We start from the raw sequence: 14,786 nt of genomic DNA on the forward strand, positions 1-14,786 counted from the left end.
TTGCAGTCGATGCGCCGTCCCCGTCCGGGCGGATCCCGCTCAGGCGCTGAGCAAGCTCGTCACGCGCGCGGATGCGCCAACCGGTACGACGCCGCGAGCCGCTCACTGGAGACGTGCGTGTAGATCTGGGTCGTGCCGAGGCTCGCGTGCCCGAGCAGCTCCTGCACCGCACGGAGGTCGGCCCCGCCGTCAAGCAGATGGGTGGCGGCAGAGTGCCGGAGCGCATGAGGGCCGACGTGTTCACCCAGCTCAGGACCGAGCTCGCGCGCGACGAGGTCGTACACCGCACGGGATCCGAGTCGGCCGCCGCGCGCACCGAGGAACATCGCGGCGGTCGGAGTGTCGTCAGGGCGGCGGGCCACGAGCGCCGGGCGACCTCGGACCAGGTATGCATCCATCGCCCGCAGCGCCGGAAGGCCGAACGGCACGACACGCTCCTTCGCCCCCTTGCCCAGCACGCGCGCCGTGCGCCGATCCCGGTCGATGTCGTCGACGTCGAGCCCGCACAGCTCAGACACACGCACCGCGGCGCCGTAGAGCAGCTCCAGCACGGCGTGGTCGCGCAGGGCGATGGGGTCGCCGGCGGCGGCGGCGTTCTCCATCCGCGCCAGCACGTCGGCGAGGGCCTCGGCGGTGGCCACCTTGGGCAGCGTCCGGCCGCGTTTGGGGGCGACGAGGCGAAGACTCGGGTCGCCTGCCAGGAGGCCGGCCTCCGTCGCCCACGCGAAGAATCCGCGGACGGCGGCGGTACGGCGCGCGATGGTCGCACGGCTGTCGCCCCGCTGCACCGCCTGCCAGAGCCAGTCGCGGAGATTCTCGAGGTCGACATCGTCCAATGCGATGTCACCGCACGCCGCCGAGAGGCCCGCGAGGTCGGCGCGGTAGGCGCGCACCGTCGCGGGCGAAAGCCGCCGCACGTCCGCCAGCTGCCGCAGGTACCTCTCGGCGGCCTCGAGGATCTCCACGTGTCTACCTTGCCCCGGCGGCACGCAGACGTCGGCGCGACGCACCGCAGGGTCATCCAGTGCCCCGGCACACCGCAGCGTCATCCGATGTGCCCGCGATGCACCGCAGCGTCATCCGATGTGCCTGCGACGCACGGCAGCATCCGGCGTGCGTCGGCGACGCGGGTCATCCGGCGGGCTCTCGAACCGCTCCGTCGACGAGTCGTGCTCATCCCGCCGTGGGGAGCAGTCTCCATCCATCCGGCCCCGACTGCACGCGGCCGTCGAGCTGGAGCACCCCGAGGAACCCCCGAACCCCCTCGGACGACATGCCGGCTCGCCGCGCAACCTCCTCGACGTCGCGCCACGCCCGCGTGCTCAGGGCGTCCTGCACCCGCGTCGCGTCGTCGGTGTAGTTCGACCCGGGGGTCGTGCCGGCAGCGTTCGCCGGCGGGAGCCCGAGGAGCTCGCGGACATCGTCGGCGCTCGTGATGCACTCCGCTCCGTACTCGCGGATCAGGCGATGTGCCCCCGCCGAGGCGGCCGAGGTGATGGGGCCCGGCACTGCGCCGAGGGGGCGTGACAGCGTCGCGGCGTGACCTGCGGTGTTGAGCGACCCGCTGCGCCAGCCGGCTTCGACGACCACGGTCGCCATCGACAGCGCGGCGATCAGGCGGTTGCGCTGGAGGAAGCGCCATTTGGTGGGTGCGGATCCGCAAGGCACCTCGCTCGCCACCACGCCATGTCGCGCCACGTCCTCGATGAGCTGGGTGTGTCCGGCGGGATAGGCGCGATCCGCGCCTCCCGCAAGCAGCGCCACTGTCAGGCCACCCGCCGTCAGGGCGGCACGGTGCGCAGCGCCGTCGATGCCGTAGGCACCGCCGGAGACGACGGCGATGCCGTGCCCGGCGAGGTCGGCGGCGAGCTCCATGGCGACGTGGTCCCCGTAGCGGGTGGCGGCGCGCGCCCCGACGATCGCCACCGACCCGTGCTCCATGCCGAGAGCGGCCGCGTCGCCGCGCACCCACAGGCACAGCGGCCCGTGACTGCCGAGGTCGTCGAGCTGCGACGGCCATTCCGGGTCGCTTCGGGTGAGGAGGCGCACCCCGCGCGCCGCCGCGACACGAAGGGAGTCGACGACCGCGCGCTCGGACAGTCGCGGCATCCAGCGCTGCCGGCCGTCGGCGAGCTCGCGGGGCGTCACCTCGTCGAGCGCGCCCTCGGAGAGCACCGCCTCGAGACCCGCCACGGCCCCGCGCGCCGCGACGATCCGCCCCGCGACGGAGTCGCCGGGCTCGGTGATCTGCGACCACACCGCGGTGGCGTACCGCTCCAATGACTCGTCGGCGCCCCATGCGAGACCCAAGGGTGCGAGGGCTCGTTCTGCGGTCGCGCTGGTCAGGTCGAATCCCCTCACAGTGCCAGGCCCTTCTTGAGATAGAGCGCGCGCCCGACGTGCTCCGCGCTGAGCTGCCCGCGCCCCTCGATGTCGGCAAGCGACCACGCGACCCTCAGCACGCGGTCATAGCCGCGCAGCGTCAGCGCCCCCCGGTGCAGGGCGGCGTCGAGCGGGCGGCGCACGACAGGCGACGGTGCTCCGGGTCCCTCGCGCAGCCAGCTGCCGGGAACGTCCGCGTTCACCCGCCACGGTGTGTCGTGCAGGCGGCGCGCGGCTCGGGCGCGCGCTTCGATCACACGCGCGCGAGCGGTGGCGGTCGACAGCGCGGGTCCGTGATCACGCTGCGCGACCGACACGCGAGTGAGCGTCAATTCGATGTCCATCCGGTCCAGCAGCGGCCCTGACAGCCGCCCGAGGTACCGGCGGATGGCCGCCGGCGGGCACGTGCAGGTGCCGCCACGGATGCCGTAGTCGCCGCACGGACACGGGTTGGTCGCGAGCACGAGCTGGAAGCGCGCCGGGTACTCCGCCATCGCGCCGGCTCGGTGGATCGTGATGGAACCCGACTCCAGCGGCTGGCGAAGCGCATCCAGCGCGCTCGCCGCGAACTCGCCGGCCTCGTCCAGGAACAGCACGCCCTCGCTCGCCCGGGCGATGGCACCGGGCCGCACGACGCGCGTCCCGCCGCCGACGAGGGCGGCGATGCTCGCACTGTGATGCGGGGCCTCGAACGGCGGCGTGCGCGACAGCTCGACAACGCGAGCACCCGCCAGGCTGCGGATCGACGCACTCGCGAGGGCCGCCCGATCGTCGAGCTCGGGGAGGATGCCCGGCAGCCGTCGGGCCAGCATCGTCTTGCCGGCGCCGGGCGGTCCGCACATCAGCAGGTGGTGTCCGCCGGCCGCCGCCACGATGAGCGCGTCGACGGCGTCGCGCTGGCCGATCACCTCGGCCAGGTCGAGGGCCGCCCGGGGCGGCTCGTCCTCGTCGGCGAGGAACACAGGCTGGTCGTCGGGCACCTCCACGTCGCCGCCGTGCCAGGCGACCACCTGCGCCAGGTTGAGGGCGGCCAGCACGTCGACCCCTTCGACGAGCTCGGCCTCGGGGCCGTTCGCGAACGGCACGACCACGCGGCGATGACCCGCCCGGCGCGCGGCGACCACGGCCGGCAGCACACCGGGCACCGGCCGCAGCCGACCGTCGAGTCCGAGTTCGCCGATGTGCACGGCGCTGGCGACCGAGGCGGCGTCCATGGTCGACTCGGTCGCGAGCGAGGCGATGGCGATCGCGACATCGAATCCGGATCCTTGTTTGGGCAGGCTCGCGGGAGACAGGTTCACCGTCAGCCGCCGCCGCGGCAACGGGGTGCCGCTGTTCGCGCACGCGTTGTGCACCCGCTGCACCGCTTCGCCGAGGGCCTTGTCGGGCAGGCCGATGATGCGGAACTCGGGCGTCTGCTGCGACAGGTCGGCTTCGACCTCCACGCACTCCCCCTCGGCTCCGACGAGTGCGACGGCCCACGTGCGCGCGACGCTCACGGCACCTCCACATCGACGAGGTGCTCGAGCCGGGCCGCTTCGACGGTGGCACCGGTGAGTCCGACGGCGTCGATGCGCAGCCGCCGACCCTGGACGAGGTCGCGATGCGCGCTCGCCCACGCGACGGCGAGTCGCCAGAGCCGCACGCGCTTGCGGGCGTCGATCGCCTCGAAGGGGTGCCCGAAGCCCTCTCCGCGGCGCGTCTTCACCTCGACGACCGCCACCGTCATCCGGTCGGCGACCACCAGGTCGATCTCACCGTCGCGGCACCGCCAGTTGCGTGCGAGGACGGTGAATCCGCGCTCCTCGAAGTAGCGCGCGGCCCGGTCTTCGCCGGCCCGTCCGAGGTCGTCTTTGTCTGCCATTCCGGCATCGTCGCGCCCGAGCGGGCGCGCGCGGGCGCCGGGGCGCGGCATCCGTTCAGAAGCAGCGAAGCGCGCCGCAGGCGCCGGGCTGGGGAGGAGCCGGCGGGGTCGTCAGTTGTCGAGCGACAGCTCTTCGGGGAGGTGGAAGTCGCGGCGCGAGAGCTCCTCGACGTTGACGTCCTTGAACGTCAGCACGCGCACCGCCTTGACGAAGCGGTCCGCGCGGTAGATGTCCCAGACCCACACATCGGACATCGAGATCTCGAAGTAGAAGTCGTGCTCGGTGTCGCGCCGCACGACGTTCACCTCGTTGGCGAGGTAGAAGCGCCGCTCGGTCTCGATCACGTATTGGAACTGCGAGACGACATCCCGGTACTCGCGGTACAGCGCGAGCTCGAGTTCGCGGTCGTAGTCTTCGAAGACCTCGTCATCCATGGTGCTTCCATCCTATGGGCGGGGACGGATGCCGCGACCCGCGAACCGCGACGCGCGGTCCGCGGCCGGCGAACTCAGAACAGCGTGGGCGCCTCGGCGATCGACCACGACGCGCGATGGTGCCGGCTGATGCCGTGCGCGCGGATGGCATCGCGGTGGTCGGGGCTCGCATAGCCCTTGTTGCGGGCCCAGTTGTACGCGGGGAGCTCGTCGTGGAGGTCGGTCATCAGCCGGTCGCGCGCCACCTTCGCGATCACCGACGCGGCGGCGGCGGACGCGCAGTCGCGGTCGGCCTTGATGACGGGACGCACCGTCAGTCCCCACGCCCCCGCCGGGGTGATGTAGTCGTAGTTGCCGTCGAGGATGACGATCGCCTCCTCGGCGATCACGCCGTGGGCGCGGAGATCGGCCAGCGCGCGGATCGATGCCAGTCCGAGCGCCCGCATGATGCCGACCTCGTCGATCTCCTGCGAGCTCGCCCATCCGACGGCACTCGCCGCGACCCACGTCGCCGCCCGGGCGGCGACGTCGGCCCGCTTCGGCTCGGGCACGAGCTTGGAGTCGCGCAGGCCCTGCGGGATCCTCTTGCGTGACCGGGGTGCGTCGACCACGGCTGCGCCGACGGCGACCGGACCGGCCAGGGCGCCCCTCCCCACCTCGTCGCACGCGATGATGAGCGCGTGCTCCCGGAGCAGCCTGCGCTCGAGGGTGAGACGGGGCTCGGCGACGGTCACTGCGCGCCGCCCTCCGGATCAGGCGCGGGCACGCCGGAGAACACGTCGTGATGGAAGTCGAGCAGCCCGAAGCGGTCGAGCGGCCAGGTCACGAGGAACGCGCGGCCGACGAGGTTGTCCATCGGCACGAATCCCTTGCCCGGCTGATCCGTGTTGTACCGCGAGTCCTTCGAGCGGTAGCGGTTGTCGCCCAGCACCCACAGGCTTCCCTCGGGCACGGTCACGTCGAACGCGTCGCCCGACGCAGCGCTCTCTCCCGCCGGGACCTTGATGTACGCGCTCTCGTCGATGGGCACGTCGTTGACCGTGATCTGGCCGATCGCGTTGCAGCACACGACGTGATCGCCGGGGAGCCCGATGATGCGCTTGACGAGGTGGTCGTCGCTGTCGGGGGCGGCGAGCCCCACGAGAGAGAGGACCCACTCGACGGCCTCGACCACGGGCGGGCGGGCGGGCTCGGTGCTGGGCGGCAGCCAGCCGCCAGGATCCTGGAAGACCACGATGTCGCCGCGCTCGTAGGCGCCGAAGCGAGGGGTGATCTCGTCGACGAGGATCCGGTCCTGCACGTGGAGCGTGTCCTCCATCGAGCCGGACGGAATGTAGAACGAGCGGACGATGAACGTCTTCACGACGAGCGAGACGAGCACCGCGATCACGATGATGATCACGACGTCGCGCAGGAACACCACCCAGCCCCGGCGGCGCGGCTGGATGGTGGCGGCGGCCTCGTGCCCGGGCGCCGGCTCGGCCGGAGCCGACTTCTCGGTCGTCATGCAGTTCCTTCGCGGGCGCCGGCGGTCGCGGCGGCCCGCCTTCAAGGGTCGCACACTCCGGGCGCCCGCGGAGAACGGAAGAAGCCCCGGACGAGGACGTCCGGGGCTTCTGGAGAGCGCTGCGGCAGCGGCCGTCAGTTGTCGCGCTTCTCCTTGATCTTGGCCTTCTTGCCGCGCAGGTTGCGGAGGTAGTAGAGCTTGGCGCGGCGCACGTCACCGCGCGTGACGACCTCGATGTGGTCGATCACCGGGGAGTGCACCGGGAACGTGCGCTCGACGCCGACCTGGAAGCTGATCTTGCGGACGGTGAACGTCTCGCGGATGCCGTCGCCCGAGCGGCCGATGACGACACCCTGGAAGACCTGGATGCGCGAGCGGTTGCCCTCGGTGATGTTGACGTGCACCTTGACGGTGTCGCCGGGGGCGAAGGCGGGGATGTCGGAGCGGAGCGAAGCCGCGTCGACGGCGTCGAGGATCTGCATGATCGTCTCTCTCTGCGGCCGCCACAGGTCGACCACGGGAAGGAAGGTGAAAGGATTCGTGTGCCGCAGGCCTCCGGCGTGACGCCGTACAGCTGGCTCCCCTGAGGCAGAACCGGTCAGGGCACAAACATCCATTCTGCCATGGATGCCGCACCCGTCCAAACCGCGTCACCCCGCGGGTGGTGCCTGCTTCTCGTTGATGATGATGACCTCGCGCTCGGCCGCCTGCGGTGCGTCGGCCTGCGCCGGGATGTACGCGACGCCCTCCGACGTGCGCAGGACGAAGCGGGAGGGCCGCGCCTCGCTCCACAGCTGCCACAGCGCGAGCCAGAAGAGCCCGACGCCGACGAGGATCGTCACCACCATCACCGGCGCCCACCACGATTCGGCGAAGAACCCGAGGGAGATCACGAGTCCGTGCCAGACCGTGAACCCGAGCACGTCCCACCACGAGACCGCGCGATGCGCACGGACCGTCCCGCGTGCGCGGACGAGAAGCGTGAGCAGCAGCTGCCACAGGAAGACGCCCGGGATGGCGAGGAACAGCACCCAGAGGAACGCCCATCCGCCGGCGTTGAAGACGGCCCAGCCGACCAGCAGCCACAGCGGCAGCAGGAAGGCGGCGGGAATGAGCCAGCCGAAGAACGCGCGACGCAGCCACATGCCTCCGATGCTACGCCCGCGAGGCTCAGCCGTGGTGCGGTCCCGCGCGGCGCGGAGCATCCTCCCAGCCCCACGTCTGCGGGTCCGACAGAATGGAGGGGGAACGAGAGGAATCCACATGATCGAGTTGCGCACGCCTGCCGAGATCGAGGCGATGAAGCCCGCCGGGCGATTCGTCGCCGAGACGCTCGCGACGCTGCGCGACGAGACGAAGGTGGGTACCAACCTGCTGGCCATCGATCGTCGTGCGCACGACCTCATCCGCCGCGCGGGCGCTGAGTCCTGCTACATCGACTACCACCCGTCGTTCGGTGCGAGCCCGTTCGGCAAGGTCATCTGCACGTCGGTCAACGACGCGGTCCTCCACGGGCTCCCGTTCGACTACACCCTCCGCGACGGCGACCTCGTGTCGCTGGACTTCGCGGTGTCGATCGACGGGTGGGTGGCCGACTCAGCCGTCTCGTTCGTCGTCGGCACGCCGCGCGACGAGGACCTCGCCTTGATCGACACGACCGAGCGCGCGCTCGACGCGGCGATCTCCGCGGCGACGGTCGGCAACCGCATCGGCGACATCTCCGCGGCCATCGCGGCCATCGCACACGACGACGGGTACTCGATCAACACCGACTTCGGCGGGCACGGCGTCGGCCGCGAGATGCACGGCGATCCCCACGTGGCCAACGACGGCAAGGCCGGCCGCGGCTACCCGCTGCGCGCGGGCCTGGTGCTGGCGCTGGAACCGTGGTTCCTGCTGACCACGGACCAGCTCGTGACCGACCCCGACGGATGGACGCTCCGCTCGGTCGACGGCTCGCGAGGCGCCCATTCCGAGCACACGGTGGCGATCACGGAGGACGGCCCGGTCGTCCTGACGGATCGTTCCTGGCTCGGCGTCCGCTGAGCTCAGCCCGCAGTCCGGGTGACGACGACCGCCGACCGGGGCGGCAGCGAGAGCTCGCCGCCCCGGATCGCCGCGTCGGCACGCGTCGCCAGGATCACCTCGTCGGCGCCGTCCGCGGGAAGGCGCGCGGCGTCGATCGCGAAGTTCACCACGATCTCGGACCGGCCGCGGCGCAGCCGGAACCACTTCCGCCCCTCGTCGGCCGAAGCCTGGAGCGCGCGGAAGTCGGGGTCGCCGAACTCCGGCCGTGCCCGCCGCAGCGCGATGAGCTCCCGGTAGAGACCGAGGATGCGGCCGTGGACGCCGTCGTCCTTCTCGTCCCAGCGCAGCTTTGACCGCCGGAAGGTCTCCGGATCCTGCGGATCGGGCACGAGCGTCTCGTCCCACCCCATGCGTGCGAACTCCGCCTTCCGGCCACGCGCGGTGGCCTCGCCGAGCTCGGGCTCGGGGTGCGAGGTGAAGAACTGCCACGGCGTGGACGCGGCCCACTCCTCACCCATGAACAGCATCGGAGTGAACGGCGACAGCACGGTGAGCACAGCGGCGATCGCCAGGCCGCCCTCGTCCAGCGACTGCGAGAGCCGGTCGCCGGCTGCGCGATTGCCGATCTGATCGTGGTCCTGTGAGAAGGTGACCAGTCTCCAGGCGGGGATGCGCGGATCGATGGGATGCCCGTGGTTCCGTCCGCGGAACGACGACCAGGTTCCGTCGTGGAAGAACCCGCGGGTGGATGCCTTGACCAGGGCGCCCAACGGCGCGAAGTCGGCGTAGTACCCAGTGGTCTCGCCGGTGAGGGCGACGTGGAGCGCGTGGTGATAGTCGTCGCTCCACTGCGCGGTGAGGCCGTATCCGTCGGCCTCCCTCGCGGTGATGAGCCGCGCGTCGTTCATGTCCGATTCGGCGATCAGGCTCAGCGGGCGGCCGAGGTGCGCGCTGAGGGCGTCCACCGCTTCGGCCAGCTCCTGCAGGATGTGAACCGGGCGATTGTCGGAGAGCGCGTGCACGGCGTCGAGCCGCAGACCATCGACGTGATGGTCACGCAGCCACATCAGGGCGTTCTCGGTGATGTAGCGACGCACCTCCGATTCGTCGAGGTCGATCGACGAGCCCCAGGTGTTCGCCTCCGCATCTCGCAGGTACGGCCCGAACTCGGGGAGATAGTTGCCGCTCGGCCCCAGGTGGTTGTAAACGACGTCCTGGATGACCCCGATGCCCGCCCGGTGGCACGCGTCGACGAAGCGCTGGTAGGCGGCTGGTCCCCCGTAGGCCTCGTGCACGGTGTACCAGAGCACGCCGTCGTAGCCCCAGTTGTGGACGCCGTTGAAGCCGTTGACCGGCAGCAGTTCCACGAAGTCGACGCCGAGGTCGACGAGGTGGCCGAGCCGCTCCGCGGCCGCATCCAGCGTCCCCTCCGGCGTGAAGGTGCCGAGGTGGAGCTCGTACACGAGTCCGCCGGCCAGCTGCCGTCCTGTCCACGCGTCATCCCGCCACGCGTGAGCGCCGGGATCGAAGACGGCGCTGAGGTCGTGGACTCCGCGAGGCTGTCGCCTCGAGCGGGGATCGGGCCGCGCGGTGCCGGCGTCGTCGAGCACGAAGCCGTACTCCTCCCCCGGTTCGAGCTCGACGTCGGCGCGCCACCAGCCCCCGTCGCGCGGCTCCATCGCAAGATCGTCGCCCCGGCTCGGGGCGCGCAGCGCCACCGCGGCGGCCCGCGGTGCCCAGACCTCGGGGATCACGAGGCGTCCTCCGCCACGAGCAGGGCGACCGGATAGAGATCCAGCAGTTCCGCGAGACGGATGCCGCCGGAGAACGTCCGTCCGGTGAGCACATCGGTCGTGGGTCCGCTGTGGCGCAGAAGCATGGTGTCCTCCCAGGGCGAGCCGTCGACCGCCCCGCGGGCGGCGAGGGCCACGGGCAGCCGCGTGGCCACGGCGACGGCGCCGCCGCGGTCCACGGCGATGGCGTGATCCGCCGCCGCGCCGACGACCGTCATCGGCGTGTACCGCGTGAACAGTTCCGGCCGGTCTCGGCGCAGCCGGAGCGTGCGCGAGGTCACGAGGAGCTTCGCCGCGCCGGTGCGGTCGACGACCGGCTGCTCCCCGGCGTCGATCCGCGCGAGCAGTCGCCACCGCTCGTCGAAGTCGACGGCGCGCCGGTTGTCGGGGTCGACGAGGCTCTGCTCCCACAGCTCGCTGCCCTGATACACGTCGGGCACTCCGGGCCCGGCGAGCTGGAGGAGCTTCGCCGAGAGCGAGTTCGACCAGCCGGCGCCCTCGATCTCCGACACGAAGGACTCGACGCGCGCGGCGACGTCGGGGTCGTCGAAGGCCGCGTCCACCACGGCGTGCATCCGTCGCTCGAAATCCGCGTCGGGTGCGAGCCACGTCGTCGCCTCGCCGGCTTCACGGGCGGCCTTCTCGGCATAGGCGTGCAGACGCTCGCGCGTCGCGGGCCAGGCGCCGATGATCGCCTGCCAGAGCAGGGCGTCGAAGGGACCGTGACCGGTGGTCGCGGCATCCGTCAGCTCGTCCAGCACCTCCGCCCACCGCTCGGGGATCTCGGAGAGCACCGACAGACGGGCTCGCACGTCCTCGCCGCGCTTGGTGTCGTGGGTCGAGAGCGTCGTCATCGAGTGGGGCCAGGACGCATGGCGAGCCGCCTGCGCGGCGTGGAATCCGCTGACCGGGAGAGCAAAGACCGACGGATCGGCGCCCACCTCGGTGAGCGTGCCCAGCCGGGTGGCGCGGTAGAAGGCGGTGTCTTCCACGCCCTTGGCCATCACCATGCCGCTCGTCTGCTGGAAACGGAGGGCGGCCGGATGCCCCGGATCGAAGAGCGACGGCAGCACGGCGTCGATCGCGGCCACGAGGTCGGGCCGGGCGGCGCGCGCCTGCGCGGCCGCCTGAGCGAGGTGATCGGCGCCGGCGGGAAGGTACGACCGGTAGACGGGGAATCGCGCCAGGAGCTCCACGAGCGCGTCTTCCACGGAGGCCTCGTCCGCCGAGCCGAGGTCGCGCGCGAGCCGGCGGACCTCCGAGCGCAGGATGCCCTCGCCGATCGCGCGCTTGGTGCCCGCGATGATCTCCGGCCAGGGCTGGGCGTCGGGAAGCCCGGATCGCGCGCGCAGCCGGGCGTCCAGCGCGTCCAGCGCCGCTTCGCCGCGTGGATCGACGAACACGCGATCGAGGTCGGCGAGGGCGTCGTACCCCGTGGTGCCGTCCGCGGCGAAGAACTGCGGCAGGGCCTCGCCGTGCTCCAGGATCTTCTCCACGAGCACATAGGCACCGCCCGTGAGCGCGTCGAGGCGCTCGAGGTATTCGACCGGGGCGCGCAGTCCGTCGGGATGATCGACGCGGAGACCGTCGACCAGCCCCTCCTCGAACCAGCGACGGATCTCGACGTGGGTCTCGTCGAACACCGTCTGGTCCTCGACGCGCGCGGCGGCGAGACTCGACACCCCGAAGAAGCGGCGATAGTTCAGGTCGTCCGCCTCACGACGCCACGCCATGAGCTCGTAGTGCTGCCGCCCGTGCACCGTGAGCACGTCGTCCCGGTCGGACACCGTTCCGGGGGCAAGCGGGAAGCTGTGGTCGTAGTACCTCAGCTCGCCCTCCTCGACGCGGAGCGCGCCCGAGGCGGCCGCCTCCTCGATCCCCTCTCCGAGCACCGGGAGCCGCACCTTGCCGCCGCCGAAATCCCAGTCGATGTCGAAGACGGTCGCATAGCGCGAGGAGCGGCCGTGGGCGAGGACGTCCCACCACCAGCGATTCTCAGCGGGACGGGCGACGCCGACGTGGTTCGGAACGATGTCGACGAGCACGCCGCGCCCGGCATCGTGGAACACGCGCGACGTGCGTTCCAGCGCCGCGGCGCCGCCGCGTGCCGGGTCGACACTCGTGGGATCGACCACGTCGTAGCCGTGGTCCGATCCCTCCGACGCGGTGAGGAGCGGCGAGAAGTACACCCAGTCGACCCCGAGGTCGCTCAGATACTCCTCGAGTGCGGCGGCGTCGTCGAGCGTGAACGACGACCGGATCTGCAGGCGGTACGTCGAGGTCGGGCGGCGCGTGCGCACGGCGGCTCCTCTCAGCGGCTGAGCTCGGGGCGCGGCGCGGCGCCGGGCACCTCGTCCGCTCCTGCCACCGAGGTGACGGCGAGCGACGCGGCGACGGAGTGGTCGACCTCCGGTTCGGGCAGATCGTGCTGGCGCAGCACCATCAGCGAACGCGCCTGCACCGACAGGGTCGATCCCGGGACCACCGGCTCGGTGTTGGCGTGCACTCCCGCGGTGTCGACGATCACGTCCCACTCGGGGCTGAACTCGACCTCGGGGATCAGGAAGTCGACGTGGTCGTCACCCGCGTTGAACAGCACGATGAAGTGGTCGTCGGTGATCGGCTCGCCCCGACGGTCTCGCTCGCGGATGCCGTCGCCGTTGAGGAACACCGCGACGGCACGCCCGAAGCCCGAATCCCAGTCCTCCGGCTGCATCTGCGTGCCGTCCGGCCGGGCCCACACGATGTCGGGAAGCGGCGCCCCCTCCTCTCGGCGCACCGGCCGTCCGTCGAAGAATCGACGGCGACGGAAGGTCGGGTGCTCGCGACGCAGGCGGGCGAGAGCTGCGGTGAACTCCACGAGCGGCTGGTCCGGCGCCGACCAGTCGACCCAGGTGAGCTCGTTGTCCTGTGCGTAGCCGTTGTTGTTGCCGCGCTGGGTTCGGCCGAGCTCGTCACCGTGCAGCAGCATCGGCACGCCCTGCGACAGCAGCAGCGTCGCGATGAAGTTGCGCTGCTGACGTGCGCGGAGGGCGAGGATCGAGGGATCGTCGGTCGGCCCTTCGGCGCCGCCGTTCCACGAGCGGTTGTCGTCGGCACCGTCGCGGCCGTCCTCGCCGTTGGCGTCGTTGTGCTTCTCGTTGTACGAGACGAGATCGCGCAGCGTGAAGCCGTCGTGGGCAGTGACGAAGTTGATGGATGCCACGGGCCGGCGTCCCGAGTGCTCGTACAGGTCGGCCGAACCGGTGAGGCGAGAGGCGAACTCGCCCAGGGTAGCGGGCTCGCCGCGCCAGAAGTCCCGCACCGTGTCGCGGTACTTGCCGTTCCACTCGGTCCACTGCGGCGGGAAGTTGCCGACCTGATACCCGCCGGGCCCGACGTCCCACGGCTCGGCGATCAGCTTGACCTGCGAGACCACCGGATCCTGCTGCACGAGCTCGAAGAACGCCGCCAGGCGGTCGACCTCGTAGAACTCTCGCGCGAGCGTCGAGGCCAGGTCGAAGCGGAAGCCGTCGACGTGCATCTCGAGCACCCAGTAGCGCAGCGAGTCCATGATCAGCTGCAGCGTGTGCGGGTTGCCGACGTTGAGGCTGTTGCCGGTGCCCGTGTAGTCGGTGTAGTAGCGCTTGTCGTCCTCTTCGAGCCGGTAGTACGCCTCGTTGTCGATGCCCCGCATCGACAGCGTCGGGCCGAGGTGATTGCCCTCCGCGGTGTGGTTGTAGACCACGTCGAGGATCACTTCGATCCCGGCCGCGTGCAGGGCCTTCACCATCGCCTTGAACTCCTGCACCTGCTGGCCGCGCTGGCCGCTGGAGGAGTAGGTGTTCTGCGGCGCAAGGAACGCGATGGTGTTATAGCCCCAGTAGTTCGAGAGGCCCTTCTCCTCGAGGACGGAGTCGTTGACGAACTGATGCACCGGCATCAGCTCGATCGCCGTCACCCCGAGCTTCTGCAGGTGCTCGATGATCGCGGGGTGCGCGATCGCGCTGTAGGTGCCGCGGATCTCCTCGGGCACCGCCGGGTGCAGCTGAGTGAGACCGCGCACGTGCGCCTCGTAGATGAGCGACTCCGAGTAGGGCGTCTTCGGCAGGCGGTCGCCGCTCCAGTCGAAGTACGGGTTCACGACGACGCCCATCATCTGCTGTGCGGCCGAGTCCTCGTCGTTGCGCGACTCGGGGTCGCCGAAGTCGTAGCCGAAGACCGCCTGGCCCCACTCCACCTGTCCTTCGACGGCTTTGGCATACGGGTCGAGCACGAGCTTGTTGGGGTTGAACCGCTTGCCGTCGGCCGGATCGTACTCGCCGTGGACGCGGTAGCCGTAACGCTGACCGGGCTGCACCGAGGGGAGGTACCCGTGGTGCACGAAGGCATCCACGTCCAGCAGCTCGACGCGCGTCTCCACGCCGTCGTCGTCGAACAGACACAGCTCGATGCGCTCGGCGCCTTCGCTGTAGAGCGCGAAGTTCGTGCCGCTTCCGTCGAAGGTGGCGCCCAACGGATACGGGGAACCGGGCCAGATCTGCATGCGACCTCCATTTCGGCAGGGCCTTCACCCTAGCGTTCCGGGGCGAACCGGAGTCTCGGCTGGCGCGAACGCCGCGGACACGGTAAGCGCCCGGCGTGAGGCATCCGTTCTCACATCACCGCGGCGAGGCGTGTGAGAGAAACGTTCGCTCGGGGTAACCCCCGCCGTCCGGGAGGTGAAACACCGCGCTCGTAGCGTCTGACATCACCGAGACCTTCGCCACGAGGAGGAGCCATGGCCCACCGCGACCGT

13 protein-coding genes are annotated in these 14,786 nt (G+C 71.0%); 1 reads left to right on the forward strand and 12 read right to left on the reverse strand.

Features of this window, described 5'->3' with window-relative positions:
* Positions 1–59: 59 nt before the first annotated feature.
* The 9 genes from IM770_RS03160 to IM770_RS03200 form a co-directional block, all read right to left on the reverse strand.
* On the reverse strand, positions 60–965 hold the full coding sequence (locus IM770_RS03160) for a tyrosine recombinase XerC (RefSeq protein WP_307785359.1): 906 nt from the start codon (positions 963–965) through the stop codon (positions 60–62).
* A gap of 208 nt (positions 966–1,173) precedes the next feature.
* Positions 1,174–2,310: a DNA-processing protein DprA gene (dprA, locus tag IM770_RS03165; RefSeq protein WP_239065613.1), complete on the reverse strand. Its 1,137-nt coding sequence runs from the start codon at positions 2,308–2,310 to the stop codon at positions 1,174–1,176.
* A 47-nt stretch (positions 2,311–2,357) separates the two neighbouring features.
* Positions 2,358–3,881 (reverse strand): YifB family Mg chelatase-like AAA ATPase, encoded by a 1,524-nt coding sequence (locus IM770_RS03170; RefSeq protein ID WP_203579643.1) that lies wholly within the window; start codon positions 3,879–3,881, stop codon positions 2,358–2,360.
* Entirely contained in the window at positions 3,878–4,246 is a 369-nt protein-coding gene (locus IM770_RS03175) for a YraN family protein (RefSeq protein WP_203579644.1), read from the reverse strand. Before IM770_RS03175 ends, IM770_RS03170 begins: the two co-directional genes overlap by 4 nt.
* A 111-nt stretch (positions 4,247–4,357) precedes the next feature.
* Positions 4,358–4,681 carry a DUF2469 family protein gene (locus IM770_RS03180; protein ID WP_109210601.1) on the reverse strand — a complete coding sequence of 108 codons (324 nt, stop codon included), beginning with the start codon at positions 4,679–4,681 and terminating at the stop codon, positions 4,358–4,360.
* A 74-nt stretch (positions 4,682–4,755) separates the two neighbouring features.
* Positions 4,756–5,415, reverse strand: a complete 660-nt coding sequence (gene rnhB, locus IM770_RS03185) for a ribonuclease HII (protein ID WP_203579645.1) — start codon at positions 5,413–5,415, stop codon at positions 4,756–4,758.
* Entirely contained in the window at positions 5,412–6,188 is a 777-nt protein-coding gene (gene lepB / locus IM770_RS03190; RefSeq protein WP_203579646.1) for a signal peptidase I, read from the reverse strand. Before lepB ends, rnhB begins: the two co-directional genes overlap by 4 nt.
* 134 nt (positions 6,189–6,322) lie before the next feature.
* Complete coding sequence (gene rplS, locus IM770_RS03195) at positions 6,323–6,670, reverse strand: 50S ribosomal protein L19 (protein ID WP_203579647.1); 348 nt, start codon at positions 6,668–6,670, stop codon at positions 6,323–6,325.
* 168 nt (positions 6,671–6,838) lie between these two features.
* Positions 6,839–7,333 carry an MFS transporter permease gene (locus tag IM770_RS03200; RefSeq protein WP_203579648.1) on the reverse strand — a complete coding sequence of 165 codons (495 nt, stop codon included), beginning with the start codon at positions 7,331–7,333 and terminating at the stop codon, positions 6,839–6,841.
* A 118-nt stretch (positions 7,334–7,451) separates the two neighbouring features.
* On the opposite strand from IM770_RS03200, the gene map reads away from it, so the two are divergent.
* Complete coding sequence (gene map, locus IM770_RS03205; protein WP_203579649.1) at positions 7,452–8,234, forward strand: type I methionyl aminopeptidase; 783 nt, start codon at positions 7,452–7,454, stop codon at positions 8,232–8,234.
* 2 nt (positions 8,235–8,236) lie between these two features.
* On the opposite strand, the gene treZ is transcribed toward map, so the two are convergent.
* From treZ to glgX, 3 genes are read right to left on the reverse strand one after another with little or no spacing between them, the layout of a single operon-like run.
* Entirely contained in the window at positions 8,237–9,970 is a 1,734-nt protein-coding gene (treZ, locus tag IM770_RS03210; protein WP_203579650.1) for a malto-oligosyltrehalose trehalohydrolase, read from the reverse strand.
* Positions 9,967–12,309 carry a malto-oligosyltrehalose synthase gene (gene treY / locus IM770_RS03215; RefSeq protein ID WP_203579651.1) on the reverse strand — a complete coding sequence of 781 codons (2,343 nt, stop codon included), beginning with the start codon at positions 12,307–12,309 and terminating at the stop codon, positions 9,967–9,969. Before treY ends, treZ begins: the two co-directional genes overlap by 4 nt.
* A gap of 11 nt (positions 12,310–12,320) precedes the next feature.
* Entirely contained in the window at positions 12,321–14,534 is a 2,214-nt protein-coding gene (glgX, locus tag IM770_RS03220) for a glycogen debranching protein GlgX (RefSeq protein WP_203579652.1), read from the reverse strand.
* Positions 14,535–14,786: the final 252 nt, after the last annotated feature.

Source organism: Microbacterium hibisci, from assembly GCF_015278255.1.
Classification (GTDB): Bacteria; Actinomycetota; Actinomycetes; order Actinomycetales; family Microbacteriaceae; genus Microbacterium; species Microbacterium hibisci.

What these genes read in the sequence shown, in the direction of transcription:
- IM770_RS03175 (WP_203579644.1), bottom strand. Translation starts at nt 4,246, where the DNA reads ATGGCAGACAAAGACGACCTCGGACGGGCCGGCGAAGACCGGGCCGCG.
- IM770_RS03180 (WP_109210601.1), bottom strand. Translation starts at nt 4,681, where the DNA reads ATGGATGACGAGGTCTTCGAAGACTACGACCGCGAACTCGAGCTCGCG.
- lepB (WP_203579646.1), bottom strand. Translation starts at nt 6,188, where the DNA reads ATGACGACCGAGAAGTCGGCTCCGGCCGAGCCGGCGCCCGGGCACGAG.
- rplS (WP_203579647.1), bottom strand. Translation starts at nt 6,670, where the DNA reads ATGCAGATCCTCGACGCCGTCGACGCGGCTTCGCTCCGCTCCGACATC.
- IM770_RS03200 (WP_203579648.1), bottom strand. Translation starts at nt 7,333, where the DNA reads ATGTGGCTGCGTCGCGCGTTCTTCGGCTGGCTCATTCCCGCCGCCTTC.
- map (WP_203579649.1), top strand. Translation starts at nt 7,452, where the DNA reads ATGATCGAGTTGCGCACGCCTGCCGAGATCGAGGCGATGAAGCCCGCC.
- glgX (WP_203579652.1), bottom strand. Translation starts at nt 14,534, where the DNA reads ATGCAGATCTGGCCCGGTTCCCCGTATCCGTTGGGCGCCACCTTCGAC.